This window comes from Brevundimonas diminuta (genome assembly GCF_022654015.1).
GTDB classification, from domain to species: Bacteria; Pseudomonadota; Alphaproteobacteria; order Caulobacterales; family Caulobacteraceae; genus Brevundimonas; species Brevundimonas diminuta_C.
In genome coordinates this window covers 275,429-300,278 of the sequence record NZ_CP073063.1, presented here as the reverse complement: position 1 = coordinate 300,278, position 24,850 = coordinate 275,429, and the positions used below count along the sequence as shown (strand labels likewise).

The following is a 24,850-nucleotide window of genomic DNA, read 5'->3' as shown; positions in this document are numbered from 1 at the left end:
ACAATGTCTTCTCATCCTTGTTCAAGCTAACTCGCTTCGCGCTGCTTGAGCTTGGATCTGCAATCCTTCTGTCCCCCTGGTTGACCTGGTGGCTATGTCGGAGGTTCCCCACCCGATCCCATTCCGAACTCGGTCGTTAAGCCCTCCAGAGCCAATGGTACTTCGTCTCAAGGCGCGGGAGAGTAGGTCGCCGCCGGGTCTACCAGGCGGACAGAATGATTGCGCAGCCCTAGCGGGCTCTTCTCGAACCGTTCTTCCTTCACGATACACTACCGTTTGCCGCGGGATGGAGCAGCCCGGTAGCTCGTCAGGCTCATAACCTGAAGGTCGTAGGTTCAAATCCTACTCCCGCACCCAAAATACCATAAAGCCCCACCGCTAAAAGCCGTGGGGCTTTCTGACGTCTGACGAGGGAAGCGCTTGCCGTTTTGCCCGATCGATAGCCCGTTCAATCACCAGAATTCATACTGCGGCAGCGTTGCGTCACCGAGGTTATGGACACCCGTTTGATGGACGACATCACCTAGCTGGCGTCGGCAGGTTCGACGTAAAGGTGCGCTTCGACGCCATCCATTTTTTGGACCAAACCCGGCACTTCGTCGAGCTGGCGAAGGCTGGTGAACAGACCGCGTTCCTCACGATAGCGGACAATCTCAAACCCATGTCCACGCAGAAGCTCAACGCCATCGAGTTCGGCCGCAGTGGCGATGTTTAAGTCAATCATCTCCCACGGTCCGTAGTACAGCCTCCCGGCCGGTGGCCGCAGGGTTGCGCGGACTGGCGACTTCGCCGGCTGGTGAAAAGCTCAAGCGCTTGGGCCGGACGTACAGCAAGCCACGCCCTGAAAAAGGTCGGGAGGCTCTGACCCCCTAGATGCCGCCGCTTCGCATGACGACGACCGCGATCAGCGTCAAGAAGACCACGGCTGCGGCTGCGATGGCGAGGGCCGTGATCCGAAAGGCGCCGCGTGTCGGCTTGTCGGGCTGGTCTTCGTAGCCGATCGGGACTTTGCGGGGTTCTTTTTCGGTCATGGGCGATCAACGCACAGAGGCGGTTCGCGTTCGCCGACGCGTGTGAGCCTTCGGCGCAACCAAGGCTGCGCCGAAGGTTCTTAAGTTTCGTCAGAAGCGGTAGGCGACGCCGATCCGAAGGTTGCGGCCGGGCAGAGGGGCGATGTTCTTGAGGAAGGACACGTGTTCGCGGGCCTCCTCGTTCGTCAGGTTCCGCGCCTCGGCGAACAGGGTGACGTTCTGCTGGGCGAAGGGACGGACGGCGACCGAGGCGTTGACCAGGGTGTAGTCGTCGGTCGGCAATTCGAATTCGTTGGCGACCCGATCCTGCTCTCCGACATGGCGAACCTCGGCGCTGGCGTCGAACCTGGTCGATCTCCAGGCCAGGCGTCCGGTGACGGAGTAGGGCGGGATCCGCGCGGCAGGGCCGAAGTCTGTCTGGGCGTGGACATAGTCGGCCGCGCCTTCCAGCGACAGTTTGCGATCGCCGTCCTGCCAAAGCGCATAGGCGCCTTCCAGCTCGAAGCCATAGAATTTGGCGTCAGTCTGGACGAACCGATAGATGGGGAAGAACTCGTCCTCTTCCTCGAAATAGAACTGATCGCCCGTCGGCCGTTCGTCGATGAAGCCGTTATACCAAGAGTGATAGATGTGCAGATCGCCGGTGAACCGGCCGCGATCATAGTGGGCGGTGCCCTCCAGCGTCGTCACCTTCTCGGAGTTCAGCGTCAGGTCGCCGGTCTCGTAGGCGGCGGTGGCGATGTGGACCCCATCGGCGAACAGTTCGACCTCGCTGGGCGCGCGCTCGTTGTGGGCCAGGCTAAGGCCCAGGAACAGGCCTGCAGTCGGGCGGATAAAGGCGGCGGCGGACGCCGACCAGTTGTCGAATTCGCGCGTGACTTCGCTCGCGCCCCCGATGGGCGTACCGCTGAGTTCGCGCCGGTCATAGCGCAGACCGCCCTCGAAACCATGATTGCCGAGGTCCAGGCGCTGCACCGTATAGAGGCCCAGTTCGTCGATCTTGACGCTGGGCACGAAGGCCTCCTCGCCGATCGCCTCGAAGTTGCGCGACAGAGCCTGAACCCCGACGGCGCCGTTCCAGCCGTTGCGTTCGCGCTGGACCAGGTCCGCACGGCCTTCCCAGCCATCGGAGTTGAAGATGGTGCCCGGCTCGCCCACGGCCTCGAACTCGGTGTGGGTGTAGTCGGCATGGCCGTAAGAGCCGCGCAGGGCCGAGAAGGGCCCGCTGTCGAAACGGTATTCGCCGCGCGCGTCCCACCGCTTTTGGTTCAGCTTGATGAAGACCGATTCCTCGGCGACCGTGCCGTATTCGCTGTCGGTGTTCTTGTAGGAGACGCCGGCGAACCCCTTGTCGCCGATGTAGGAACCGCCGACGCCCCAGGCCTCCAGATCGGTATAGCTGTTGGGCTGGGTTCCGGTGTCCTCGCGCACGAGGCCTTCGGCGGCGGCGCGCCTGGCGGAAATGGCCGGGGCCGGGATGTCGTAGTCGTCGGTCTTGCGCTTCACCCCATCGACGTTGAAGGCGAAATTCCCACCGCCGACGGTCACGCGTCCGAAGGCGCTGCGGCCATCATCGACGCTGGACGCCTGGGTTGAGACCACGCCGGACACGCCCCCCTCGGGGATTTCGGTCGGGATGCGGCCGTCCAGAACATTGACCACGCCGCCGATGGCCGATCCGCCATAGACCAGCGTCGCGGGCCCGCGAATGATCTCGATACGATTGGCTTCGGCCGGGTCGGTGGCCACAGCGTGATCGGGCGACACAGAGCTTGCGTCGATCAGACCGATGCCGTTGGTCAGCACCTGGACGCGCGGGCCGCTGAGGCCGCGAATGACGGGTCGGCTGGCGCCGGGCGCAAAGTCAGTGGAACGGATGCCCGGACGCCCGCTCAGCATATCGCCGAGCGAGGCTGCCGGCGCCGTGGCCAGGGTCTGTTCGTCCACCACGTCCGTCGCGATCACCGAAGCCCGCTGGCTGATGCCATAGGGGGCGCCAGTGACGATGATATCGCCCAACTCCGCTGGGGCTTGCGGTGCGGACTGCGCGGCGGCGGCGCCGGCCAGGATCGTGGAGCCTGCCGCCGCCATGAGCAGGGATCGCGAGACGCTTGAGGGACGCATGAAGAAACTCTCAGCCTGGGGAGGAAGTGACTTGTTACGAGATAACGTCACATAGGCCTCGCGCAATCAAGAACCCGACGACGATTTTGTGTCGGACGTGTCTCCAGCGCTCCGTGCGCCGGAGAAGAGTCGTTGGCTATCTTGGGGCAGGAAAATGGCGCACCCGACAGGATTCGAACCTGTGACCTCTGCCTTCGGAGGGCAGCACTCTATCCAGCTGAGCTACGGGTGCGTCGGCCGGCGCGATGCCGGAACAGGCCGCTTACAGCATGGCGCAAGCGGCCTCAATCCCGAATGCGCGGATGACGACCGGATGGCCGCCATCAATCACCGACAAGGACGACCAACGGCCTCAAGCAGCGCGAAGCGCGATAGGCCAAAAAGAAAGCAATAGGGCGCTCGCGCCCTATTGCGCCGTCATACCGCCGTCGATCTTGAACTCGGATCCCGTGACGAACTTGGATTCGTCGGACGCCAGATAGAGAACGCAATAGGCGACGTCGTCGGGTTCGCCGATCCGCTTCAAGGGAATGCCCCGCGCGAGGCGTTCGTGCGCCTTGTCCTCGTCCCCGCCGGCCATGGCGATGAAGGGATCCAGGATCGGCGTCTTGATGAAGACAGGATGGACCGAGTTGCAGCGCACGTTCCACTCGGCCTTGGCGGCCTCGAGCGCCAGGGTCTTGGTGTACATCCAGACCGCCGCCTTGGTGGCGTTATAGGCGCCCATGCCGGGGGCCGCCGCGAGCCCTGCGATCGAGGAAATGTTGATGATCGAGGCCGGAGCCGAGGCGCGCAGATGCGGCATGGCGTGTTTGGCGCCCAGCATGATGGAGCGCAGGTTGATCTCATACTGACGCTGCCAGTTCTCGATCGTGTCCTGTTCGACGAAGGCCAGTGGGCCACCGACGCCGGCGTTGTTGACCAGCACCGACAGACCGCCGAGATCGGCCACGGCGGCGGCGATCACGTCTTTCCATTCGGCCTCGCTGGCCACGTCGTGGGCATAGGCGAAGGCGACGTCCGGGATTTCCGCATTGATCCGGCTCGCCAAGGCTTGAGCGCGTGCGGCGTCGATGTCGGTGACGGCGACGCGGGCGCCTTCGCGGGCCAGCATGAAGGCCATGGCCTCGCCCAAGCCGCCGGCCGCGCCGGTGATCAGGGCCGTCTTGCCGGCGACGCGGCCGGGACGCGCGGAGCCGCTCACGACTTCACCCCCATGCCGACGGCGGCGGCGTCAATGAAGCGAGCCAGGGTCGCGTCCTTGTCCGTCACGCCGTCGGCGTCGTGGGTGGTGAGCAGGATCTCGACGCGGTCGTAGACATTCGACCATTCGGGATGGTGGTCCATCTTGTCGGCCATCAGGGCGACGCGGGTCATGAAGCCGAAGGCGGCGTTGAAATCCGCGAACTTCAGCGTCCGCGTGATGGCCGGGCGATCGCCGTCATGCGCGCGCCAGGCGGGCAAATTCTTCAGCGTTTCCGCTACGTCAAGCCGTGTGTCGGTCATCGCGTTTCCTCTTTTTCTTTGGCGTAGGGCGCCGGATGGGTCGCGGCAAGCGGCGAAGCCGCGCGGGACCCCCGTTCAGGGAACCCATGGTCAAGCTTGTGCATTGATCGAGCAATGATCGTCGCTCTTCGGCGTCATCGGTCGCCAGCGGGGTTAGGATGGAAAATCTCTGGATCGCCGCTCTGGATGCGGCCGACCGCAAGCGGATCGAACCGCATTTGAAAGAGTGCGAGATCACACGCGGCCAGATGCTCTATGACGCCGGCGAGGCGGTTGATCAGGTCTGGTTTCCGATCAAGGGCGTGGTGTCGCTGATGACCATCCTGCCGGATGACAAGATGGTGGAGACCGCCGCCATCGGGCGCGAAGGCCTGATCGGCGTCACCTGCGGACCCTTCAACGCGCGCGCGGCCAGCCGCGCCATTTCCCAACGCGACGGGAACGCAGCCTATTGCTCGGCCGAGGTATTCGGCGAGGCGCTGGAAGACAGCGAGACGCTGCGCACGGCCCTGTCGCGCTTCACCGAAGGCTTAATGGCGCAGGTGCAGCAAGCGGCCGCCTGCAACGCCCAGCATCGGCTGGACGAACGGTTGGCCCGTTGGCTGTTGATGCTTCACGATCGGGCGGAGGACGACCGCATCGACCTGACCCAGGCCGATATCGCCGGCATGCTGGGCGTGCGTCGCGCCACGGTGTCGGAGGTCGGCACCGTGCTGGAGCGCAAGTCGCTGATCCAGCGGGGTCGAGGTTGGGTCAAGGTGCTGGATCGCGACGGCCTGGAGGCGGCGTCGTGCGGCTGTTACGGCCTGATGCGCGACGTGATGAAGGATTTGAAACTGCCGCAGCCCGAAGCGGCCTGATCGGGTGTCTCATCGGATGACGGGGGCGCTGCGACGCGCTAGACGACGACTATGACCGACGCCTCCTCCCACGGCCCGCATTCGTCGGGCGATCGATCCTCCTTCGGCTTTCGCGACGTGGATGCGCGCGAGAAGGTGAAGATGGTGCGCGGAGTCTTCGATTCCGTCGCCTCCAACTACGATGTGATGAACGACCTGATGAGCGTCGGCGTCCACCGCATCTGGAAGGACATCGCCGCCGCCAAGCTGAACCCGCGTCCGGGCGAGACCATTCTGGACGTCGCGGGCGGCACCGGCGACATGGCGCGGCGCTATTCCAAGATGGCGCGCGCAGCCCAGGAGCGGCGCGGCGGCGAGGACGCCAATGTCATCGTGCTGGACTACAACGCCGAGATGATCCTGGCGGGCGTCCAAAAGGGCGGCGAGCCGGAGATGCAGTGGAGCGTCGGCGACGCCATGAACCTGCCGCTGCCTGACGCCTCGGTCGACGCCTATTCGATCAGTTTCGGCATACGCAACGTGGCGCATATCGACAAGGCGCTGGCCGAGGCGCGCCGGGTGCTGAAGCCGGGCGGTCGGTTCCTGTGCCTGGAGTTTTCGCGCCCCACGACCACGCCGATCCGCAAGGTCTACGACGTCTGGTCCTTCCACGCCATTCCGCGCATCGGCGGCTGGGTCGCCAAGGATCGCGACAGCTATCAGTATCTGGTCGAGAGCATCCGCCGCTTCCCCGATCAGAATATGTTCAAGGGCATGATCGAGGACGCCGGCTTCCGCCGCGTGTCCGTCACCAATCTGTCGGGCGGGATCGCCGCCATCCATCACGGGTGGGCGATCTGACCAGTCGGATCTATCGCACGGCCCCGCCGCCGCCCGCGACGGTCGCGGTCCAGAACCCGGTTGCGTCCTTTCTGCGCCTGCTGGGCTGGCTGTGGGTTTTGGCGCGTCATGACGCCCTGATTCCGCGCGAGGTGACCCATCTGCTGCCGGCCTGGACGCGGCCGCTCGCCCGGTTCGTGCAACTGTTCTCAGGTCGTGCCGGGCGTCAGGGGCGGCCGGGCCAGAGGCTGGGCAAGGCGTTCGAGCATCTGGGCCCTGTGGCGATCAAACTGGGCCAGGTTCTGGCCACGCGCGCCGACATCTTCGGGCTGGAATTCGCGCGCGACCTTGGCCGGTTGAAGGACGCCCTGCCGGCCTTCTCGCTGGAAGAGGCGCGGCGCGAGATCGAGAAGTCGCTGGGTCGTCCGGCCGAAAGCCTCTTCATCGACCTCAGCCCGCCGGTCGCCGCCGCCTCCCTGGCCCAGGCGCACCGCGCGACCCTGGCCGATGGGCGGGCCGTCGCCGTCAAGGTGCTGCGGCCGGGGGTCGAGCGCCGGGTCGCCAATGGCCTGGATTCAATGCGGCTGGGGGCGCGGCTGGTCTGGCGGCTCGTGCCGATGGCGCGGCGGCTGGAGCCGTCCGCCTTCGTCGAAACCATCGCCAACTCGCTGGATTTGGAGCTGGACATGCGGCTGGAGGCCGCCGCCGCCAGCGAGATGGCCGAGGTGCTGGCCAAGGACGGATATATGTCCGCCCCGGCCGTGATCTGGGACGGGGTGGGCAAGCGCGTGCTGACGCTGGAATGGGCGCAGGGCGTGCCGATGACGGATCCGGCGCTGCTGGACCTGCCGGGCATCGACACGGATCAGTTGGCTGACAACGTGGTGCGCGCCTTCCTGGTCCAGGCGCTGGACCACGGGGTGTTCCACGCCGATCTGCACGAGGGCAATCTGTTCGCCAGCGCGCCGGCCCATCTGACGGCCATCGACTTCGGCATCGTCGGGCGGCTGGGTCCGGCCGAGCGGCGCTATCTGGCCGAGATCCTGTGGGGCTTCATCAGCCGCGACTACGACCGGATTTCGCGCGTGCATTTCGAGGCCGGCTACGTCCCGCCGCACCATTCGGTGGAGACCTTCGCCCAGGCTCTGCGCGCGGTCGGCGAACCGGTGATCGGCCGCGCCGCCAGCCAGGTGTCGATGGGCCGGCTCTTGGGCCAGTTGTTCGAGATCACCGCCCTGTTCGACATGCGGCTGCGGCCCGAACTGATCCTGCTGCAAAAGACCATGGTCTCGGTCGAGGGGGTGGCGCGCCGGCTGCAACCCGATCACGATCTGTGGAAGGCCGCCCAGCCGGTGGTCGAACGCTGGATCCGCCGCGAACTGGGACCGCAGGCCCAGGCGCGTGATGCGATCAACGAAATGATCGCCGCCGCCCGCGCCATCTCGCGCCTGGTTCAGGAGCCGCCGCGCCCGGCGGCGGTGGTCATCGAAAAGTCGGGAACTCCGGCTTGGGTGACGGCTTCAGTCACGGTCGCGGTCATCGCGGCCCTGGCGGCCCTGGGCCTTTCGCTCTGGCCCTATCTGACCTGACCGGAGCTTTCGCTATGAAGCCGACCCTGATGAAGACCGCTATCGCAGCCGCCGCGCTGCTGGCGCCCATGCCCGCCTTGGCTCAGGCCGCCGCCGGCGCTGTGCCGAACGCCTTCGATCGCCCGGCTCAAACTGCAGCGCCTCAGGCCCGTCCCGCCACTGCGCCCGCAGCGGCGTCCGCCGCCCAGGCTCCCGACATCGCGCGTTCGGAAGAGGCTTTGCGCGCCGTGATCGCCAGCGCCCAGGGGACGGGCTTCGACTATTCGGACTTCACGACGGGTCTCGGAACCCAGATCCGTCAGCAGGAGGCCCAGGTGATCCCGCTGATCAAGGGCTTCGGCGCCGTCAAGACGGTCGAATACGTCAAGCAGGAAGGCGAGGCCCAGATGTTCAAGGTCACCTTCGACAATCAGGTCACCGAATGGCTGATCGGCTTCGACGCCGAGGACAAGATCGCCGCCCTGCTGTTCCGCCCGGCCGAAAGCTGAGCGTCAGTCCAGCGAAGGCTTGCCGCGCCCCGACTTGATCGAGGCGCGGGTCGTCTTGGCCTTGAGGCGGCGTTCCTTGGACGCCTTGGTCGGGCGTGTCGGCACGCGATAGACGGGGCGGATCGAGGCCTCGTCCACCATGGCCTGAAGCCGTTCGATGGCGTCGGCGCGATTGCGCTCCTGGGTGCGATGACGCACGGCGGTGATCAGGATCACGCCTTCCAGCGTCAGCCGACTGCCGGCCAGCTTCATCAGCCGCGCCTTGACCGGATCAGTCAGCGATGGCGAGTTCTTCACATCGAATCGCATCTGGACGGCGGTCGAGACCTTGTTGACGTTCTGCCCGCCCGGACCGCCCGCGCGGTAGAAGTGAAACTCCAGCTCGTCCTCGGGTATGACGGTGGTCATGTCGCCGCCTTGCGCGCCTTGACCACGGCCTGGTCCAGCGCTTGCAAGAAACGCGAACGGTCGACGGCCGAGAACGGCGGCGGACCGGATGTGGCCACGCCCATCGACCGCAGATGCTCGCCCACCATCCGTCCGGCAAGGGCCGAGCCGATGGAGTCCGGGGTGAAGGGCTGGCCGTTCGACTTCAGCGCCTGGGCGCCCGACTTTAGACAGCGGTCGGCCAAGGGGATATCGGCGGTGATGACCACATCGCCCACGCCCGCCCGCTCGGCGATCCAGTCGTCGGCGATGTCGGGGCCGGCGTCCACCACCACCTGTTCGATCAGCGCCTCGCGCGGAACCTGCATCCAGGTGTTGGAGACGACATAGGTCTTCAGCCCATAGCGACCGGCAACGCGGTAAACCTCTTCCTTCACGGGGCAGGCGTCGGCGTCGATGTAGAGAACCGTAGGCATTCTTGGTTGGGCCTATCGCGCTTCGCGCTACTTGAGGCTCAGCATAGTGAGTTCGCACAGCGTCCCAACCAAAAAGGGCGGGGCCGTGCGGCCCCGCCCTTTCCGTTCAGACCAACGCGGTCCTCAGTTGCGATAGGCCGGCGGCATCGGCGTCTGCTGGCGATAGCGGTCGCGCAGCATCAGCGGGCGGCTGGTCAGGGGCTGTTCGACGCCATTGACGAAGACGGCCGACGGCTGGCTGAGCGGCTCCAGCGGATCGCCGGACCAGACCACCACGTCCCCGGCGGCGCCCGGCGCGATCTGGCCGAACTGACCGGCCATGCCGAAGATCCTGGCCGGATTGACCGTCAGTGCGGCGATGGCGGCGCCATAGGGCAGTCCGTGCGAGACGGCGTTGCCAGCGTTGTAGCGGGCCTCGCGGGCGCGGTGCGTCGAGCCCTCGTTACCCTTGATCGCGATCACGACGCCCGCCGCATTCAGGGCCGCCGCGTTTTCCGCCCGCGCCGCCCGCATCTCGAAATCGCTGGGCAGGTTGGAGATGGGATTCAGCAGCACCGGCACGCCGGCGGCGGCGATGTCGCCGGCGACCAGCCAGCCCTCCTCGGCGCCGTCCAGGATCAGCTTGATCCCTTCTTCGCGCGCCAGGCGCAACACCTGCTGAATGTCCGAGGCGCGGTGGACGGTGACGATCAGCGGCATCGTCCCGTTGGCGACGGGGATCAGGGCCTCGAGATCGGCCCGCGACAGGCTGAGATCGCGCAGGCCCGCCCGCTCATAGGCCGACTTGTTGCGGGCATAGAGGCGAACCTCCGACAGCGTCTCCTTGAACAGGACGAATTGCGCCCCACGCGCGCCTCCGGCGATGCCGGCGCCCGCTTCGCCGAAGGGCGCGACCATGGCCACGCGCGGCTTGACCAGGATGTTCGAGCCCTGACCCAGATTGATGATCGCCGCCTGACCCGCGAACAGGCCCGGCGTCTGATAGCCGCCGTCGCCGGCGCCGGCCGTCTCGTCCTCATGCACATGGCCGCCGGACGAGCCGGGATGCTGGGGCACGACGATGGCGCGGGTGATGCCGCCCAACCGCGCGACCGGCAGGGTGAAGGACCAGGGGTCCAGGCCGTACGAGATGTCGAAGGCGGCGCTGAGCGTATTGGCGCTGTTGCGCAGTTCGTTGGTCCCGCTGACCGAACTGACCTCGGTTCCGGCCAGGCCGGAATCCACGGCGACGAAACCGGGCGCAACGGTCTTGCCCGCCGCGTCGATGACGCGGGCGCCGGAGGGCGCTCCGCCTGGGCCCACCGAGACGATCTTGCCGTCGCGGATCACGATCGTGCCGTTTTCGATGACGGAGTCGCCGGTCAGGATGCGCCCGCCGACAATGGCGACGGTTTCCTGCGCCATCGCAGGGACGGCGAGAGACAGGGCCGCGGCGGCGCCCGCGAGGATGTGAGACAGGCGCATCAGCGGGCTCCTTCCGTGACGTTGGCGGCGGTCAGGCCATAGCCCGGCTGACCCAGTTCGAAGTCGCTGGTCGGCTGATAGGCGGGGTTTCTGCGATCAAAGGTCAGGGCGCCGTCGATGAACACCTGATCGGCGCGGGCGTAGATCGAGAAGGGATCGGCGCTCCAGATCACCACGTCGGCGCGCTTGCCGGGCTCCAGCGACCCGGTCTGGTCGGCGATGCCGATGGCCCTGGCGGCGTTGGAGGTGATCCAGCCGATGGCGTGTTCTTCGGAAATGTTCAGCCCGGCGCGGCGACCGGCCGACAGGGCGGCGGCGGCTTCCTGGTTCAACCGCTGGGTCAGTTCGGCGTCGTCGGAATGGATGACGGCGCACGATCCCTGCTGGGCGTCCACCAGGGCGGCGTTCTCCTCGATGGCGTCGAGGGCCTCCATCTTGAAGCCCCACCAGCCGGTCCACATGGCCGCGCAGATGCCGTTGGCGGCCAGTTGCGGGGCCAGCTTGTAGGCCTCGGTGGCGTGGTGGAAGGTGGTGATGCGGTAGCCGAATTCCTTTGCCATATCCATCATCAGCGCCATCTCGTCGGCGCGGTAGCAGTGGTTCTGGATCAGGATCGACCCGTCCAGCACGCCCATCAGGGTTTCGTTCTGCAGGTTGCGGGTCGGGGCGGCGCCTTCGCCGTCCTCACGCCACTTGTCCCATTTGGCCTTGTAGTCGCGCGCGGCGATGAAGGCGGCGCGATAGCCGGCCATATTGCCCATGCCCGTCGCCGGGCTCTGGTTGCGGCCGCCATAGACGCGCGACGGGTTCTCGCCGCAGGCCATCTTGACCGTATAGGGCGCGGCCGGGAACTTCAGCCCCTGCATGGTGATCGAGGGCACGTTGCGGATGGTCACGCCCCTGCCGCCGAACAGATTGGCCGAGCCGGGCAGGATGTGAAGCGTGGTCACGCCGCCAGCGCGGGCGGTGTTGAAACCAGGGTCCTGGGGCCACAGCGAGTGTTCGGCCCAGACCTGGGCGGTGTTCGGGCTGGTCGCCTCGTTGCCGTCGCTCATGCCGCTGACGCCGGGCGACGGATAGACGCCCAGGTGGCTGTGCACGTCGATGACGCCGGGGGTGACATAGCGGCCGCGCGCCTGGACCACGCGATAGCCGGCCGGAACGGGGGTCGAGGCGTCGCCGACGGCGGCGATCTTGCCGTCCGTGACCACGACCACACCGTTCTCGATCTTGCGATCCGTGCCGGTCAGGACGGTGGCGCCGACCACGGCGAAGTTCTCGCGCGGCAAGGGCTGATAGGTGGAGGGATAGGGATCCAGCGTCGTCGCGGGATCCAGACCGGCGGCCAAGGTCCGGTCCCTCGACGGTTTCGCGGCCGTATCATCAGGGGTCTGGCCGGTGGTGGCGCAGGCCGACAGGCCCAGCACGGCGCATGTAATGGCCGCGAGGCTGGCGCCCCGCAGATGATGTCCGATCATCGAAATCCCTCTCCCGCGAAGCGTCAGCCCCGACGCCGCTTGCAGCCAGCATAGAAGGGCGTTCGGCCGCGACCGTCAAAAGGTTTCGGCGTTCATCTTCTGGACGCCCGCAGCCGCGACGGCTAACGGCAGGCGCATGAACGCCGATGACCGTCCCGAGGACGAAAACCCGCATCTCGACCGCCCGCTGCGATCGTTCGGCCGTATCAAGGCCCGCCCGATCAAGCCCCGCCAGGCGGCGCTGATGGAGACCCTGTTGCCCGAGATCGCTGTACCCGATCCCAAGGCCGGGCCTCTGAACCCAAAGACGATGATGCCCGAGGCGACCGAGGTCTGGCTGGAGATCGGCTTCGGCGGCGGCGAGCATATGGCCGCCCAGGCGGCGACGCGGCCCGACGCCCTGGTGATCGGCTGCGAGCCCTTCCTGAACGGGGTCGCCTCGGCCCTGCGCCATGTCGAAGAGGGCGGACTGAAGAACGTCCGCATCCATGCCGACGACGCCCGCGACCTGGTCGACGCCCTGCCGGACGCCTCGGTCGACCGGGTGCTGATCCTGTTCCCCGACCCCTGGCACAAGGCGCGCCACAATAAGCGCCGCCTGCTGCAGGACGAGACGGCCCAGGCCTTCGCGCGCATCCTGAAGCCCGGCGGAACGCTGCGCTTCGTCACCGACTGGCTGGACTACGCCGAATGGGCGCTGGAGCGGCTGAACCGCACGCCGGGCCTGGAGCGGATCGGCGCTGCGGATCAGGATTGGTTCGTCCCGCCCGCCGACCACGTCGTCACCCGCTACGAAGAAAAGAAGCTGGGCGACACGACGCCCGTGTTTCTGGAGTTCCGCCGCCTTGCGTGAGGCGGCATGCGCGGCGTGGACCGAAAAAGGCTGACAAGTGCATGTGAAGCGCCTATATGGCGCTCACATCGTTAGACCGGCGTCCAACGGCGTCGTTCCAAGCGGCGGCCCGGACGGACCGCCGCTTTTGTTTTGGATACTCGTCGCTTGCGCGCAAGAACCGCCCAGGATCGCCAGCTGCTGGATCTGATTGACCCCATCGCGGAGTCGTTGGGTCTGGATGTCGTGCGCGTGCGCCTGATGACGGGCTCCAAGCGCCAGCGCCTTCAGATCATGGCTGAGCGGCCGTCCGACCACGACATCTCGGTCGAACAATGCGCCAAGCTGAGCCGCGCGGTGTCGGAAGTGTTCGACGCCGCCGACCCCATCCCCGGCGAATATATGCTGGAGGTTTCGTCGCCCGGCATCGACCGGCCCCTGACCCGTCCCATCGACTTCGACCTGTTCGAGGGCGAGGAGGCGCGTCTGGAAACCGACCGGATGATCGAGGGCCGCAAGCGATTCAAGGGCGTGCTGGCCGGCTATGAGGACGGCAACGTCCTGATCGACCTGGACGGCGAGGACGACACCGCCCTGATCCCCTTCGACTGGTTGGCTGACGCCAAGCTGGTCCTGACCGACGCCCTGATGAAACGGGGCGCCGCCATTCGCGCCGCGCGCGGCGAACCTGAAGAAGACGGCCTTCCCGAAGGGGAAGCCTCCGACCTGACAACCGACACCACGACCCCTTCTGAGGACAACGCCTGATGGCCGTCACCGGTATTTCCGCCAACCGCCTCGAACTGCTGCAGATCGCCGACGCCGTCGCTCGCGAGAAGAACATCGAGCGCGAGATCGTTATCGAAGCGATCGAAGAAGCGATCCAGAAGGGCGCCAAGTCGCGCTACGGCGCGCACCACGACATCCGCGCCAAGATCGACCACAAGACCGGCGAACTGTCGCTGACCCGTCACGTCACCATCGTCGAGGACGACTGGATGCCGGAAGACGAACTGGAAGAGTTCAACGACAGCGCCATGGTGCGCCTGAAGGACGCCTCCAAGCGCGATCCGGAAGCCGTGGTCGGCAAGGAATACGTCGAGAACCTGCCGCCGTTCGAGTTCGGCCGCGTGCAGACCCAGATGGCCCGCCAGGTCGTGACCGGAAAGGTCCGCGAGGCCGAGCGCGCCAACCAGTACGAAGAGTTCAAGGATCGCGTCGGCGAGATCGTCAACGGCACGGTCAAGCGCGTCGAATACGGAAACACCATCGTCGACCTGGGTCGGGGCGAGGGCGTCATGCGTCGGGATCAGTCCATCCCGCGCGAAGTGTTCAACATCGGCGACCGCATCCGCACCTACATCTACGACGTCCGGCCCGAGGCCAAGGGCCCGCAGGTCATGCTGTCGCGCGCCCACCCTGGCTTCATGGCCAAGCTGTTCGCCCAGGAAGTGCCGGAAGTTTATGACGGCGTGATCGAGATCCGCGCCGCCGCCCGTGACTCGGGTTCGCGCGCCAAGATGGCCGTCCTGTCGAACGACAGCTCCATCGATCCCGTCGGCGCCTGCGTCGGCATGCGCGGCTCGCGCGTTCAGGCGGTTGTCGCCGAACTGCAGGGCGAGAAGATCGACATCATTCAGTGGAATCCGGACGAGCCGACCTTCATCGTCAACGCCCTGGCGCCCGCCGAAGTCTCCAAAGTCGTGCTGGACGAAGAAGCCGGCCGCGTCGAAGTGGTCGTGCCGGACGAGCAGCTGTCGCTGGCCATCGGCCGTCGCGGCCAGAACGTGCGCCTGGCCTCGCAACTGACCGGCTGGCAGATCGACATCATCACCGAGAGCCAGGACTCCGAGCGCCGTCAGCGTGAGTTCGCCGAGCGCACCGGCCTGTTCCAGGAAGCCCTGGACGTCGACGAAGTCATCGCCCAGCTGCTGGTCACCGAAGGCTTCGCCACGGTCGAGGACCTGGCCTATGTCGATCCGTACGAAGTCTCCGAGATCGAAGGCTTCGACGAAGAGACCGCTGAAGAGCTTCAGGCCCGCGCCCGCGAATATCTGGACAAGAAGGCCGCCGAACTGGACGCCAAGCGCGTCGAACTGGGTGTCGAGGACGGCGTGCTTCAGGTGCCGGGCGTGACCCTGCCCATGGCCGTCGCCCTGGGCGAAGGCGGTGTGAAGACGGTCGAGGATCTGGCTGACCTGGCCACCGACGAAATCCGCGGCGGCTATGAGGTCAAGAACGGCGAGCGGGTGAAGGTCCCCGGCGTTCTGGAAAGCTTCAACCTGGCGCAGGAAGACGCCGAGTTGCTGATCCTGCAGGCCCGCGTCGCCGCCGGCTGGATCGACGCTTCGGAACTGCCGCAGCCCGAGCCGGAAGAGTACGAAGACGAGGGCGATTACGCCGAGGGCGAATACGATCCGGATCAGGTGTTCGGCGACGCGCCTGCCGAAGACGACACGGTCGAGGGCGAAGAGTCCGACGCCGAACCGTCGAACGCGTGATGGGAGACCTGGCCACATATGAGCTTGCGCGACGCAACGATCGATAGGGAACGCCGGGACCTCGTCTCTCACGAGGTCATGGACGAATCTCGCCTGATCCGTTTCGTCGCCGGGCCCGATGGCCAGGTGGTCCCCGACCTGGGCAGGAAACTGCCCGGACGCGGCCTGTGGGTCGAAGCCAGCCGCGCCTCGGTCGAGGCGGCGGTCAAAAAGAACGGCTTCACCCGCGCGGCCAAGACCAAATTGACCGCCCCGGCCGACCTGGCCGATGTCGTCGAACGGCTGCTGGCAAGGCGCTGTCTCGACCAGCTGGGTCTTGCCCGGCGCGAAGGCGTTCTTATATCCGGCTTCGAGAAAACCGCGGCGAGCCTGCGTGCGGGCAAGGCGGCCTGGGTGCTGGAAGCCGCCGACGGCTCGGCCGACGGGCGCGGAAAGATCCTCGCCCTGGCCCGTCATCAGACCGCCAAGATCTGCGGCGCGTTCACGGCGGACGATTTGAGTTTGGCCCTTGGGCTGGAAAATGCGATACACGCCGTCCTGCTTGCGGGCGGACGCGCCGATCGGTGGACCATCGAGGTCGAACGACTGGCTGGATTTCGGCCGCTTCGCCCCCCTCACTGGGATGTTTCCAGTGTCGAGGACGGATCGGCGGGAGCAGCCCCGACTGATTTTGATCACGGTGGGGCGAGCTGAGGATTTTAGCGGCCGAGGGCCTGTCTCCAAGGGCGGAGACGGGCTCACGGTCGTTCATGGGTATTAGATGAGGACGGCGGGCCTTTCCGCCCCGAGTAAAGCGACCGGATGAGCGACGAAAACGACAAGACCAACCAAGGCCAGGGCAACACGGGCGGCACGCCGTCCCAGACGGGGCCGCGCGCTCCGCTGAGCCTGAAGCCGCGCGTTGTGGGATCGGTGCCGACCGGCACCGTGAAGCAGAGCTTCAGCCATGGCCGATCCAAGACGGTGGTGGTCGAGACCAAGCGCCGCGCCGGCGCCGGCGGGCCGCAACGCCCGCAGGGCTTCGACGTAGCACGTCCTCAACAGGCCGCTCAGGCGCCGCGTCCGCAAGGTCCGCGTCCGTCGCAACCCGCCGGCGGCGCCCTGTCGGCCGAGGAGCAGGAAGCGCGCCGCCGCGCCATCGCCCTGGCCACCCAGGCGAACGCCGCCAAGGCCGCAGCCGAAGCCGCCGCCAAGGCCGCTGCAGACGCCGCCGCCCGCGAGCAGGCCGCCGCCACCGAGCGCGCCGCCCAGGCCGCCCGTGACGAGGCCGCCGCCGCCAAGGCCGCCGCAGAAGCCGCCCGCGCCGAAGCCGCCAAGCTGACGGCCGCTGCGCCCGCCGCGCCGGCCAAGCCCGCGCCCAAGCCGGCCGCGCCGGTCGCTGCCGCGCCGACCCCCGCGCCCGCCGCGCCGGCTCCGACACCCGCTCCCGCTCCCGCTCGTCCGGCCGCTCCGGCTCGCCCGGTGGTCAACTTCGGCCAGCGCGTGCCCAAGCCCGGCAATCCCCAACGCGCTGCGCCCGAGCGTCCGGCCTTCGGCGGCCGTTCGGCCCGCGAGCAGGCGATGGGCGGCGGCGATCGCGCCTATTCGGACCGTCCGCAGAGCGATCGCCCGCAAGGCGATCGTCCGCAGGGCGCCCGTTCCGGCCCTGGCGGCCAGCGTCCGCAGGGCGCCAAGCCGGCCGAGCCCGTTCGCTATTCGGCCCTGAATCCGCGTCCGGCGCCCGGCGCCGCGCGTCCGGGCGGTCCCCGCACCGGGCCCGGCGGTCGCGCCGCCCCGAACGCTCCGCCGGCCGAGGCCAATGTTCTGCGTCCGGCCCGCGCCCCCGGCGCCGGCTTCGGCCGTCCGGCCGGTCGTGACGACGATCGCGAGAAGCGTTTCTCCGACGCTGGCAAGGCGGTCAGCCGCACGCGCGGCGAGCCCAAGCGCCGCGAAGGCCGCATGACCATCCAGTCCGTGGTCGGCGACGGCGACGCCGCCGAGCGGATGCGCTCGCTGGCCTCGGTCCGCCGCGCCCGCGAACGCGAGAAGGAAAAGCGCAAGGGCGGCTCGACCGATGCGCCCAACCGTCCGCGCGAAGTCGTCATTCCCGACGTCATCACCGTGCAGGAGCTGTCCAACCGGATGGCCGTGCGCGGCGTCGACATCATCAAGTTCCTGATGAAGCAGGGCCTGATGATGAAGATCAACGACGTGATCGATTCCGACACCGCCGAACTGGTGGCCGAAGAGTTCGGCATGGCCGTCAAGCGCGTCTCTGAATCCGACATCGAAACCGGCTTCCTGGGCGAGGCCGACGATGCAGACGCCTCCGACACCCGCGCGCCGGTCGTGGCCATCATGGGCCACGTCGACCACGGCAAGACCTCGCTGCTCGACGCCCTGCGCACGACCGACGTCGCAGGCGGCGAAGCCGGCGGCATCACCCAGCACATCGGCGCCTATCAGGTTCGCCTGCCGGACGACCAGAAGGTCACCTTCCTGGACACCCCGGGTCACGCCGCCTTCTCGGCCATGCGGGCGCGCGGCGCCAATGTGACCGACATCGTGGTCCTGGTCGTCGCCGCCGATGACGGCGTCATGCCGCAGACCATCGAAGCCATCCAACACGCCAAGGCGGCCAACGCGCCCCTGATCGTGGCGGTCAACAAGATGGATAAGCCCGGCGCCACGTCGCAGAAGGTCGTCAACGAGCTGCTGCAGTACGAAGTCATCGCCGAAAGCCTGGGCGGCGACACCCAGATCATCGAGGTTTCGGCCAAGGAGCGGATGAACCTCGACGGCCTGCTGGAAGCCATTCTAATCCAGGCCGAGGTCATGGACCTGCGCGCCAACGCCGATCGTTCGGCCGAGGGTGTGGTCATCGAGGCCAAGCTGGACAAGGGACGCGGTCCGGTCGGCACCGTGCTGGTCAAGCGCGGCACGCTGAAGCGCGGCGATATCGTCGTCGCCGGCGGATCGTGGGGCAAGGTTCGCGCCCTGCTGAACGAGCGCAACGAGCAGCTGACCGAAGCCGGTCCGTCGGTTCCGGTCGAAATCCTGGGTCTGGACGAGGCGCCGTCTCCCGGCGATGTCTTCGCCGTGGTGGATTCCGAGGCCCGCGCCCGCGAGCTGACCGAATACCGTCAGCGGGTGAAGCGCGAGAAGGCCCAGGTCTCGGGCGGCTCGGTGTCGCTGGTCGATATGATGGCCAAGCTCGGCTCCAAGAAGATCAGCGAACTGCCGGTGGTCATCAAGGCCGACGTGCAGGGCTCGGGCGAAGCCATCTCCGCCTCGCTGGAGAAGATGGGCAACGACGAGGTCCGCGCCCGGATCGTCTATTCCGGCGCCGGCGGCATCACCGAGAGCGACGTCAACCTGGCCAAGTCGGCCGGCGCGCCGATCCTCGGCTTCAACGTCCGCGCCTCGAAACAGGCGCGCGATCTGGCCGAGCGTGAAGGGGTCGAGATCCGCTACTACTCGATCATCTACGACCTGCTGGACGACATGAAGGGCGTGCTTTCGGGCATGCTGGCTCCGCTGCAACGCGAAACCTTCCTGGGCAACGCTCAGGTGCTTCAGGTCTTCGACATCTCCAAGATCGGCAAGATCGCGGGCTGCCGCGTCACCGAAGGGGTCGTGCGCAAGGGCGCGCGCGTCCGCATCATCCGCGACGACGTGGTGGTGCTGGAACTGGGCGTGCTCAACACGCTCAAGCGCTTCAAGGACGAGGTCAACGAGGTGCCTTCGGGCCAGGAGTGCGGCATGCAGTTCCAGGGCTTCCAAGACATTAAGGAAGGCGACTACATCGAGTGCTTCACGGTCGAAGAGATCAAGCGCACGCTGGACTAGTTCCTGTCGCGAGCACGAAGAGACCAAGGTCCGGAACTCAGGTTCCGGGCCTTTTCTTTTTCAGGCCGGACACGACGCGGCGGGCGGTGTGCGTTCGCGCTTCGCCAACGCCCATGCCTGTTCATTCGCGAACAGCGACCGTGCATCGCCGCAAGCGCGGTGGCGGAGGGCAGGGGATGGCGGCACGGTCTGGTCATCGAGGGCCGGTCGTCGGTCCTCTCGCTGACACAGGACACGCCGTCATGAAGACCGTCGCCGCCATCGCTCCCGTTCTCACTCTCGCCGCCGCCCTCACCGTTGCGGCGCCGGCCGCGCCAGCCTTCGCCGCCGACCTGACCGTCGCCTTCCCGAGCGCCGCGCCCCAAGGCCAGATCATGGTCGCCGTCTTCAACAGCGAGGCCAACTATGGCGGCGAGGGTCAGCTGGCCCAGGTCGCCATGCTGGATGTCTCCGCCGGCCAGACCAGCATCACCTTCGACGGCCTGCCCGACGGCGACTATGCGGTGCGCGCCTTCCACGACCTGAACGGCGACGGCAAGATGAACACCAATCCCTTCGGCATGCCGGTCGAGCCGTTCGCCTTCTCCAACAACGCTGTCGGCAACATGGGTCCGGCGTCTTGGGAGCGCGCCAAGTTCGCCGCCGCCGGCGCGACGACCCAGTCGATCGATCTGAAGTAAGCGACGAAAGCCGGAGTTCGATCATGATCCCCTCACGCCGTTCCTTCCTAATGGGCGCCGCCGCCCTCTCGGCCGCCGTGGCCACGCCCGAAATGGTCCGCGCCGCCGCCGCCCTGGACGCCGTCGCCGCGACGAAGGCCGACTGGGCGCTGGCGACCCAGGACGTCGAAGGCGACATCGCGCGCCGGACGATGCGCCTGGCCCACGGCCGGGCGCCGACCGGGCTGCAGGGCGCGCTCTATCGCAACGGACCGGCCAAGTTCCGGCGGCCGGGCGGGTCGGCGACCCACTGGTTCGACGGCGACGGCATGATGCGCGCCTTCCGCATCCAGGACGGACAGGCGACGCTGGAAGCGCGGTTCGCCGACACGCCCAAACGCCGCACCGAAACGGAACTGGGCGCCGTGGTCACGCCGGGTTTTAGCACCAAGGGCGACGCGCGCGCCCGCATCGGCTCGAACGACGACGCCAACGCCGCCAACACCGCCGTCATGGTCGCCGGCGATCAGGTCTGGGCGCTGTGGGAGGCGGGATCGCCCCTGGCCCTGTCGGCGTCGGACCTGTCGACGCGCAATTTCATCACTCTGCGGGATGACCTGGAGGGCATGCCGTTCCAGGCTCATCCGCGCTACGCCCCCGACGGCTCGATCTGGAACGTGGGGTCGGCGGGCGGTCAGGCCGTCATCTGGCATCTGCGCCCGGATCGCAGCCTGAGCGACGCCCAGGTCGTGCCCCTGCCGCGCGCCAGCTATATGCACGACTTCACCGCCACCGACCGGCACGTGATCCTGGTGCTCCAGCCCTGGGTGTTCACGACCCACGCCATGCCGGTGACTGCAGGACTGGCCTGGCGACCGGAGATGGGGACCCAGGTCCTGGTGCTGGACAAGGACGACCTGTCCAAGCGCCGCCTCTATGACCTGCCGGGCTTCTTCCACTTCCACCTCGGCGACGCCTGGGCCGAGCGTGACGGCACGGTCCGATTCGATGTCGCCGCCAGCGGCAATCCGCGCTTCGCGGTCGATGGCGCCAAGGTGCTTGTCGATGGACATGGGGTCGTTCCGGGCGATCCGGCGAAACTGGCTCTGATCACCTTGCGGCCAGACGGTCGGGCCGACATGACGTACAGCGATGTCGTGGGCGAGTTCCCCAAGGTCGACCCGCGCCGTGCCGGGCTGAAGCGCAGCTTGACCGCCCACACATCGGGCGAGACTCGCGGCCGTCCGTTGCCGACGGGATTGGCGGTCCACGACTGGGATAGCGGGCGCTCGCACGCCTTCGAGTTCGGCGTGCATCAGGTGGTCGAGGAGGCGGTCTTCGTACCCAAGCCCGGCGCGACAGCGGAACGCGACGCCTGGCTGGTCGGACCGTCGGTCAATCTAAAGGACGGGCGCACCGAACTGCACGTCTTTGATGTGGCGCGGATCGAGGACGGCCCGCTCGCGACCTGGCAGGCGGACGTGGCCCTGCCGGCCGGCTTCCATGGCGTGTGGGCGGGATAGTCTGGTCGGGCACAACCCTTGCGGGCCTTCACGGTTCGAAAAGGCTGACGTGCCAAGGTGAGACCATGACCCCCGTCCAGACGCCCGCCGATCTTCGCCCCATAACCGCCCTGCGCTTCGGCGCGGCCATGTGGGTCGCCGTCTACAGTTTCTGGGAAAACCTGGCGGGCGCCGGTCAGTCGGGCCTCGTTTCCAAGGGCTATCTGGGGGTCGAGCTGTTCTTCGTCCTGTCCGGCTTCATCCTCAGCCACGTCTATCTGGCGGCGGCGGGCGAGAAGCGGTTCTCGTATCGCGGCTTCCTGTGGGCGCGGATCGCGCGCGTCTATCCGCTGCATATCGCCACCCTGATCGGCGTGGGGCTGCTGGCCGCCGCCGCCCTGTTCGCCGGCATGAGCGTGGACGCCAATGTGCTGAGCTGGGCCTCGCTGCCCGCCAATCTCTTCATGGTTCACGCCTGGGGGCTGGCGCCGGTCGCGGGCTGGAACCATCCGTCCTGGTCCATCTCTGCGGAGTGGTTCGCCTATCTGTGCTTCCCGCTGTTCGCCTTCGTCTTCTGGCGCCTGCGTCATCGGCCGATCGCGGCGGTGGTCGGCGCGGCGGCCTTCCTCGTCATCCTGTATTTCGCGTTCGAGCAACTGGCCGGCTTCGCCTTGACCGAGGCGACGATCCGCTGGGGCGCGCTCAGGATCGTGCCGTGCTTCGCCCTGGGCTGCGCCCTCTATCTCGTTTATCGCCGTGCGCCGTTGAAGGCGCCGTGGCTGTGCGCCGCCGTTTCGTTCGGCCTGATGGTGCTCAGCGCCGCGCTCGGCCTATGGGACGGTGTCACGGTTCTGCTGGCCGGCGCCCTGATCCTATCGCTGGCCTCGCTGCCGAACGAACGCGCTGGATGGCTGGCCTCCAAGCCGGCCGTCTACCTCGGCGAAATCAGCTATTCGGTCTATATGGTCTGCGTGCCGTGGAAGCTTCTGGCGGTCGGTCTGGCCGCCAAACTGTTCGACGCGCCGGACAAGCAGCTTCAAATTTTCGTGTGGTTGGCGATCCTGGCCCTTCTGCCGGTTGTCGCCGCCGTCTCCTATCATCTGGTCGAACTCCCGGCGCGCAAGGCTCTGAGGGACATGGCCGACAAGCGCGCCATGCTTCACGACAAGGTTTCAGAAGGAAATATGAAGCACGGCGATATGCCGAAACAACTTGCGACAGGGCGTGATCCCGTGGCCTAAAGGGCACCTCCAAAAGCGGGTCGGGATACCCCAAGCATGCTAAAACGGCTCAAAGCCGCCGCGGTTGCGGCGACCCTCGGTTTTTTTGCGCTGGGCGCCGTCCCCTCCACCGCAAAGGCTGATGAGCCCTACTGGCAGTGCGTGACCTTCGCGCGCATGTTCTCCGGCATCAACATCTTCGGCGACGCCTGGACCTGGTGGCGCCAAGCCGCTGCCAACTTCCGCACCGGCAAGGCCCCGGAAACCGGCTCGGTTCTGGTGTTCCGCCCCGAGGGCCGTATGAGCCGGGGCCACGTCGCCGTCGTCTCCGACATCCTGACCGATCGCGTCGTGCGCGTGACCCACGCCAACTGGGGCGGCAGCCGCGGCAAGGTTGAAGAGAACGTCACCGTCGTCGACGTCTCGCCCTCCAACGACTGGTCGCAGGTCAAGGTCTGGTACAACCCGATCAACGATCTGGGCACGACGGTCTATCCGACCTACGGCTTCATCTACAAAGGCGCCCGCGACGCCTTCGACGCCGGCCGTCAGATCGCCGCCAACGTCTCGGCCCAAGGCCAGCACTAGGGCCGGGGCCAAGCTTGCACCGCCCGCCTGCGCGGGCGATAGGCGGGCATGACCCAATCCAGCGACATCACTTACGCCGGCTATCTGGCGTTGGACGACCTGCTTTCGACCCAGCATCCGCTGTCGGACCAGCACGACGAAATGCTGTTCGTCGTCATCCATCAGACCAAGGAATTGTGGCTCAAGCAGATCCTGCATGAGACGGCCCTGGCCCAGTCGATGGTGCGCGCCGGCGATCTGGTCCCGGCCTACAAGAGCCTGGCGCGTGTCTCCCGTATCCAGGCGGTGATGACCCACAGCTGGGACATTCTGTCGACGATGACGCCGTCGGACTATCTGCGGTTCCGAGGGTCGTTGGGATCGTCCTCCGGCTTCCAGAGCGACCAGTTCCGACGCTTCGAGGCCATGCTGGGCCTGAAGGACGCCAGCTTCCTGAAGTTCCACGAAGACCGCCCCGAGGCCCTGGCCGCGCTTCAGGCCGCCATCGCCGCGCCCAGCCTTTACGATGACGCCCTGGCCCAATTGGCCAAGGCCGGTCTGCCGGTGCCCGCCGAGGTGCTGAACCGCGACGTGACCCAGCCCTATCAGCCGTCCGAAGCCGTCGAGGCGGCCTGGCTGGAGGTCTATCGCGACACGGAGCGGTGGTGGGTCCTGTATCAGCTGGCCGAGAAGCTGGTCGATCTGGACGACGCCCTGCTGACCTGGCGGCACAAGCATGTCGTCACGGTCGAACGCATCATCGGTCGGCGTCGCGGCACGGGCGGAACCGAAGGCGCCGCCTATCTGGCCTCGACCCTGACCAAGCGCTGCTTCCCCGAGCTGTGGTCGCTTCGCACCAAACTTTGATGTCGCAGGCGGCAACCTTCGCCGCGCCGGGCCATTTCGCCGTTTGACCGCAACAGCGGAAGGAATGGACGAGATGAGCAACCCCAACGCCCACGACATCAAGGTTCTGAACGGCCTGATCGAAACGACGCTGGACAGCGCGGACGGCTATCGCGAAGCCGCCGAACAGACGCAAGACCCGCACTACCGCACCCTGTTCGAGCGCCGCAGCAGCGAACGCCAGCAGGTCGTCGACGATCTGTCGGCCGCCGTGCGCGGCCTGGGCGGCGATCCGGAATCCGATGGGTCGATCCTGGCCAAGGCGCATCGCGCATTTCTGGATGTGAAACACGCCCTGCTGCGCAACGACGATTCCGTCGTCGGTTCGATCAACTCGGGCGAAGGATTCATCGCCGGCAAATATGAAAAGGCGCTGGAAGATACCGGCATTTCCGCCACGACGCGCGAGACGATCCGGCGCGCCTATGCGGCGGTCAAGACCGAGCATGAGCAGATGGAGGCCCTGAAACACAGCCTCGAAGGCCAGCGCGACGCGGCCAACCCCTTGTTCCCCCAGTAATCCCGGACTGACGGAATAGAAAAAGGCCCCAGCGTCACCGCCGGGGCCTTCGTCATTTGATCGTCTAGCCCACGCTCAAGCAGCGCGAAGCGC

Annotated in this window: 24 protein-coding genes, 2 tRNA genes and 1 rRNA gene; 17 read left to right on the top strand and 10 right to left on the bottom strand. The window is 66.9% G+C overall.

Annotation, left to right across the window (positions count from 1 at the left end; all coding sequences use genetic code 11):
* The first annotated feature begins 84 nt into the window (after positions 1 to 84).
* Both rrf and KAK88_RS01430 read left to right on the top strand, forming a co-directional pair.
* Positions 85 to 199: ribosomal RNA gene (rrf, locus tag KAK88_RS01435) — 5S ribosomal RNA — on the top strand.
* An 81-nt stretch (positions 200 to 280) separates the two neighbouring features.
* Positions 281 to 357: transfer RNA gene (locus KAK88_RS01430), tRNA-Met, on the top strand.
* 166 nt (positions 358 to 523) lie between these two features.
* On the opposite strand, the gene KAK88_RS01425 is transcribed toward KAK88_RS01430, so the two are convergent.
* From KAK88_RS01425 to KAK88_RS01400, 6 genes are all read right to left on the bottom strand, one after another.
* Positions 524 to 724: a ComEA family DNA-binding protein gene (locus KAK88_RS01425; RefSeq protein WP_242077582.1), complete on the bottom strand. Its 201-nt coding sequence runs from the start codon at positions 722 to 724 to the stop codon at positions 524 to 526.
* A gap of 145 nt (positions 725 to 869) precedes the next feature.
* Positions 870 to 1,031 (bottom strand): hypothetical protein, encoded by a 162-nt coding sequence (locus KAK88_RS01420; protein ID WP_242077581.1) that lies wholly within the window; start codon positions 1,029 to 1,031, stop codon positions 870 to 872.
* Positions 1,032 to 1,121: 90 nt separating this feature from the next.
* Positions 1,122 to 3,155 (bottom strand): TonB-dependent receptor, encoded by a 2,034-nt coding sequence (locus tag KAK88_RS01415; RefSeq protein ID WP_242077580.1) that lies wholly within the window; start codon positions 3,153 to 3,155, stop codon positions 1,122 to 1,124.
* A gap of 155 nt (positions 3,156 to 3,310) precedes the next feature.
* A tRNA-Arg gene (locus tag KAK88_RS01410) sits at positions 3,311 to 3,387 on the bottom strand.
* Positions 3,388 to 3,561: 174 nt separating this feature from the next.
* On the bottom strand, positions 3,562 to 4,359 hold the full coding sequence (locus tag KAK88_RS01405; protein WP_242077579.1) for an SDR family oxidoreductase: 798 nt from the start codon (positions 4,357 to 4,359) through the stop codon (positions 3,562 to 3,564).
* Positions 4,356 to 4,661, bottom strand: a complete 306-nt coding sequence (locus KAK88_RS01400; RefSeq protein ID WP_242077578.1) for a 4a-hydroxytetrahydrobiopterin dehydratase — start codon at positions 4,659 to 4,661, stop codon at positions 4,356 to 4,358. Before KAK88_RS01400 ends, KAK88_RS01405 begins: the two co-directional genes overlap by 4 nt.
* Positions 4,662 to 4,819: 158 nt before the next feature.
* On the opposite strand from KAK88_RS01400, the gene KAK88_RS01395 reads away from it, so the two are divergent.
* From KAK88_RS01395 to KAK88_RS01380, 4 genes are read left to right on the top strand one after another with little or no spacing between them, the layout of a single operon-like run.
* Positions 4,820 to 5,521, top strand: coding sequence for a Crp/Fnr family transcriptional regulator (locus KAK88_RS01395; RefSeq protein WP_242077577.1), 702 nt, complete (start codon positions 4,820 to 4,822; stop codon positions 5,519 to 5,521).
* Positions 5,522 to 5,572: 51 nt separating this feature from the next.
* On the top strand, positions 5,573 to 6,361 hold the full coding sequence (locus KAK88_RS01390; protein ID WP_242077576.1) for a class I SAM-dependent methyltransferase: 789 nt from the start codon (positions 5,573 to 5,575) through the stop codon (positions 6,359 to 6,361).
* On the top strand, positions 6,349 to 7,929 hold the full coding sequence (ubiB, locus tag KAK88_RS01385) for a 2-polyprenylphenol 6-hydroxylase (protein WP_242077575.1): 1,581 nt from the start codon (positions 6,349 to 6,351) through the stop codon (positions 7,927 to 7,929). Before KAK88_RS01390 ends, ubiB begins: the two co-directional genes overlap by 13 nt.
* Positions 7,930 to 7,943: 14 nt before the next feature.
* Positions 7,944 to 8,417, top strand: coding sequence for a hypothetical protein (locus KAK88_RS01380; RefSeq protein ID WP_242077574.1), 474 nt, complete (start codon positions 7,944 to 7,946; stop codon positions 8,415 to 8,417).
* A 3-nt stretch (positions 8,418 to 8,420) separates the two neighbouring features.
* Here KAK88_RS01380 and arfB read toward each other — a convergent pair whose 3' ends face one another.
* From arfB to KAK88_RS01360, 4 genes are all read right to left on the bottom strand, one after another.
* Complete coding sequence (gene arfB / locus KAK88_RS01375) at positions 8,421 to 8,825, bottom strand: alternative ribosome rescue aminoacyl-tRNA hydrolase ArfB (RefSeq protein WP_017505001.1); 405 nt, start codon at positions 8,823 to 8,825, stop codon at positions 8,421 to 8,423.
* A complete protein-coding gene (locus KAK88_RS01370) occupies positions 8,822 to 9,280 on the bottom strand; it encodes a YaiI/YqxD family protein (protein WP_242077573.1) in 459 nt (152 codons plus the stop codon). Before KAK88_RS01370 ends, arfB begins: the two co-directional genes overlap by 4 nt.
* A gap of 123 nt (positions 9,281 to 9,403) precedes the next feature.
* The gene (locus KAK88_RS01365; protein WP_242077572.1) at positions 9,404 to 10,744 is read right to left on the bottom strand and encodes an amidohydrolase family protein; all 1,341 of its coding nucleotides are present in this window, start codon (positions 10,742 to 10,744) and stop codon (positions 9,404 to 9,406) included.
* Positions 10,744 to 12,222: an amidohydrolase gene (locus KAK88_RS01360; protein ID WP_242077571.1), complete on the bottom strand. Its 1,479-nt coding sequence runs from the start codon at positions 12,220 to 12,222 to the stop codon at positions 10,744 to 10,746. Before KAK88_RS01360 ends, KAK88_RS01365 begins: the two co-directional genes overlap by 1 nt.
* A gap of 136 nt (positions 12,223 to 12,358) precedes the next feature.
* On the opposite strand from KAK88_RS01360, the gene trmB reads away from it, so the two are divergent.
* From trmB to KAK88_RS01305, 11 genes are all read left to right on the top strand, one after another.
* Entirely contained in the window at positions 12,359 to 13,075 is a 717-nt protein-coding gene (gene trmB, locus KAK88_RS01355; protein WP_242077570.1) for a tRNA (guanosine(46)-N7)-methyltransferase TrmB, read from the top strand.
* Between the two features lie 147 nt (positions 13,076 to 13,222).
* Positions 13,223 to 13,822, top strand: coding sequence for a ribosome maturation factor RimP (rimP, locus tag KAK88_RS01350; RefSeq protein WP_242077569.1), 600 nt, complete (start codon positions 13,223 to 13,225; stop codon positions 13,820 to 13,822).
* Entirely contained in the window at positions 13,822 to 15,555 is a 1,734-nt protein-coding gene (gene nusA / locus KAK88_RS01345) for a transcription termination factor NusA (protein ID WP_242077568.1), read from the top strand. Before rimP ends, nusA begins: the two co-directional genes overlap by 1 nt.
* 18 nt (positions 15,556 to 15,573) lie before the next feature.
* On the top strand, positions 15,574 to 16,248 hold the full coding sequence (locus tag KAK88_RS01340) for an RNA-binding protein (protein ID WP_242077567.1): 675 nt from the start codon (positions 15,574 to 15,576) through the stop codon (positions 16,246 to 16,248).
* A gap of 108 nt (positions 16,249 to 16,356) precedes the next feature.
* Complete coding sequence (infB, locus tag KAK88_RS01335) at positions 16,357 to 19,383, top strand: translation initiation factor IF-2 (protein WP_242077566.1); 3,027 nt, start codon at positions 16,357 to 16,359, stop codon at positions 19,381 to 19,383.
* A 242-nt stretch (positions 19,384 to 19,625) separates the two neighbouring features.
* Positions 19,626 to 20,063, top strand: a complete 438-nt coding sequence (locus KAK88_RS01330) for a DUF2141 domain-containing protein (RefSeq protein ID WP_242077565.1) — start codon at positions 19,626 to 19,628, stop codon at positions 20,061 to 20,063.
* Positions 20,064 to 20,086: 23 nt separating this feature from the next.
* Positions 20,087 to 21,565, top strand: coding sequence for a carotenoid oxygenase family protein (locus KAK88_RS01325; RefSeq protein ID WP_242077564.1), 1,479 nt, complete (start codon positions 20,087 to 20,089; stop codon positions 21,563 to 21,565).
* 65 nt (positions 21,566 to 21,630) lie between these two features.
* A complete protein-coding gene (locus KAK88_RS01320; protein WP_242077563.1) occupies positions 21,631 to 22,785 on the top strand; it encodes an acyltransferase family protein in 1,155 nt (384 codons plus the stop codon).
* 141 nt (positions 22,786 to 22,926) lie between these two features.
* The gene (locus tag KAK88_RS01315; protein ID WP_242077562.1) at positions 22,927 to 23,352 is read left to right on the top strand and encodes a CHAP domain-containing protein; all 426 of its coding nucleotides are present in this window, start codon (positions 22,927 to 22,929) and stop codon (positions 23,350 to 23,352) included.
* A 48-nt stretch (positions 23,353 to 23,400) separates the two neighbouring features.
* Complete coding sequence (locus KAK88_RS01310) at positions 23,401 to 24,198, top strand: tryptophan 2,3-dioxygenase (protein ID WP_242077561.1); 798 nt, start codon at positions 23,401 to 23,403, stop codon at positions 24,196 to 24,198.
* Positions 24,199 to 24,271: 73 nt separating this feature from the next.
* Positions 24,272 to 24,757, top strand: coding sequence for a PA2169 family four-helix-bundle protein (locus KAK88_RS01305; protein ID WP_242077560.1), 486 nt, complete (start codon positions 24,272 to 24,274; stop codon positions 24,755 to 24,757).
* Positions 24,758 to 24,850 lie beyond the last annotated feature (93 nt).

Bases quoted from the DNA above. Each gene is read 5' to 3' on its own strand.
- KAK88_RS01310 (WP_242077561.1), top strand. From the start codon at position 23,401: ATGACCCAATCCAGCGACATCACTTACGCCGGCTATCTGGCGTTGGAC.
- KAK88_RS01330 (WP_242077565.1), top strand. From the start codon at position 19,626: ATGAAGACCGTCGCCGCCATCGCTCCCGTTCTCACTCTCGCCGCCGCC.
- nusA (WP_242077568.1), top strand. From the start codon at position 13,822: ATGGCCGTCACCGGTATTTCCGCCAACCGCCTCGAACTGCTGCAGATC.
- arfB (WP_017505001.1), bottom strand. From the start codon at position 8,825: ATGACCACCGTCATACCCGAGGACGAGCTGGAGTTTCACTTCTACCGC.
- KAK88_RS01395 (WP_242077577.1), top strand. From the start codon at position 4,820: ATGGAAAATCTCTGGATCGCCGCTCTGGATGCGGCCGACCGCAAGCGG.
- KAK88_RS01320 (WP_242077563.1), top strand. From the start codon at position 21,631: ATGACCCCCGTCCAGACGCCCGCCGATCTTCGCCCCATAACCGCCCTG.
- KAK88_RS01415 (WP_242077580.1), bottom strand. From the start codon at position 3,155: ATGCGTCCCTCAAGCGTCTCGCGATCCCTGCTCATGGCGGCGGCAGGC.
- KAK88_RS01360 (WP_242077571.1), bottom strand. From the start codon at position 12,222: ATGATCGGACATCATCTGCGGGGCGCCAGCCTCGCGGCCATTACATGC.
- KAK88_RS01305 (WP_242077560.1), top strand. From the start codon at position 24,272: ATGAGCAACCCCAACGCCCACGACATCAAGGTTCTGAACGGCCTGATC.
- KAK88_RS01370 (WP_242077573.1), bottom strand. From the start codon at position 9,280: ATGCCTACGGTTCTCTACATCGACGCCGACGCCTGCCCCGTGAAGGAA.
- KAK88_RS01400 (WP_242077578.1), bottom strand. From the start codon at position 4,661: ATGACCGACACACGGCTTGACGTAGCGGAAACGCTGAAGAATTTGCCC.
- KAK88_RS01365 (WP_242077572.1), bottom strand. From the start codon at position 10,744: ATGCGCCTGTCTCACATCCTCGCGGGCGCCGCCGCGGCCCTGTCTCTC.
- KAK88_RS01340 (WP_242077567.1), top strand. From the start codon at position 15,574: ATGAGCTTGCGCGACGCAACGATCGATAGGGAACGCCGGGACCTCGTC.
- KAK88_RS01325 (WP_242077564.1), top strand. From the start codon at position 20,087: ATGATCCCCTCACGCCGTTCCTTCCTAATGGGCGCCGCCGCCCTCTCG.
- infB (WP_242077566.1), top strand. From the start codon at position 16,357: ATGAGCGACGAAAACGACAAGACCAACCAAGGCCAGGGCAACACGGGC.
- KAK88_RS01390 (WP_242077576.1), top strand. From the start codon at position 5,573: ATGACCGACGCCTCCTCCCACGGCCCGCATTCGTCGGGCGATCGATCC.
- trmB (WP_242077570.1), top strand. From the start codon at position 12,359: ATGAACGCCGATGACCGTCCCGAGGACGAAAACCCGCATCTCGACCGC.
- KAK88_RS01380 (WP_242077574.1), top strand. From the start codon at position 7,944: ATGAAGCCGACCCTGATGAAGACCGCTATCGCAGCCGCCGCGCTGCTG.
- KAK88_RS01420 (WP_242077581.1), bottom strand. From the start codon at position 1,031: ATGACCGAAAAAGAACCCCGCAAAGTCCCGATCGGCTACGAAGACCAG.
- KAK88_RS01425 (WP_242077582.1), bottom strand. From the start codon at position 724: ATGATTGACTTAAACATCGCCACTGCGGCCGAACTCGATGGCGTTGAG.